Consider the following 669-nt stretch of genomic DNA (forward strand, 5'->3'; position numbering starts at 1 on the left):
ACCAGTATTGATATCCCGATAACCAAAACAAATAGTCCATTGAATTACATTTTCTAATACTGGTTAAAAGGTGAATTTAGTTAATGTTTTCATTCCGTGCTTCTAAGGTTTAATCAATAAATAACCCAAGGATTTGTGATGATATAATTCACCGTCATCGCCTTTGATAAAAGTGATCTCATCAATATAAGTTTTTCCGGGTACTTTTACTTCAACGCTATATAAGGCATTAAGCTTATCTTGTCCATTTAATGCCCAATCTGGGGTATCCAATACTTGATAATCGATATCGACATTAACTTGTGTTTCTTTTCTTCCTGTAAAACGACCTTTTTCATATGTTTTTTCAGTTATATCCGTTACTTTTACTATTTTTTTGGGGCCATAACAAAAAGAGCTATAGTAAATAGGTTCCTTATCGCTATTATTAATATATTGATACCAATATTCACGCCCTAAATTGGTTAAGTCATAGCGATAAATGCCTGATTGCCCTTCTACTGGCGTTTGGCTTAATAAGCCTAATTCTGCAAACAACGGTAACGTTTTAAATAATCTATTTTTATTCCAAATATCCCACTGAATATCACTTTCTAATACCGGTTCATCGGTATACGGAAATTTAACCGCGCCTAAATAATAACAAAAATTGCCTTTGGTTTTGGTTAA

General features: G+C 32.6%; 1 protein-coding gene. It reads right to left on the reverse strand.

Features of this window, described 5'->3' with window-relative positions; genetic code table 11:
• Positions 1 to 102: 102 nt before the first annotated feature.
• A partial coding sequence (locus J3U14_RS11660) for a hypothetical protein (RefSeq protein WP_267369703.1) occupies positions 103 to 669 on the reverse strand: 567 nt, incomplete at its 5' end.

Origin of the sequence: Gilliamella sp. B3801 (genome assembly GCF_026536645.1) — a bacterium.
GTDB lineage: Bacteria > Pseudomonadota > Gammaproteobacteria > Enterobacterales > Orbaceae > Gilliamella > Gilliamella apicola_I.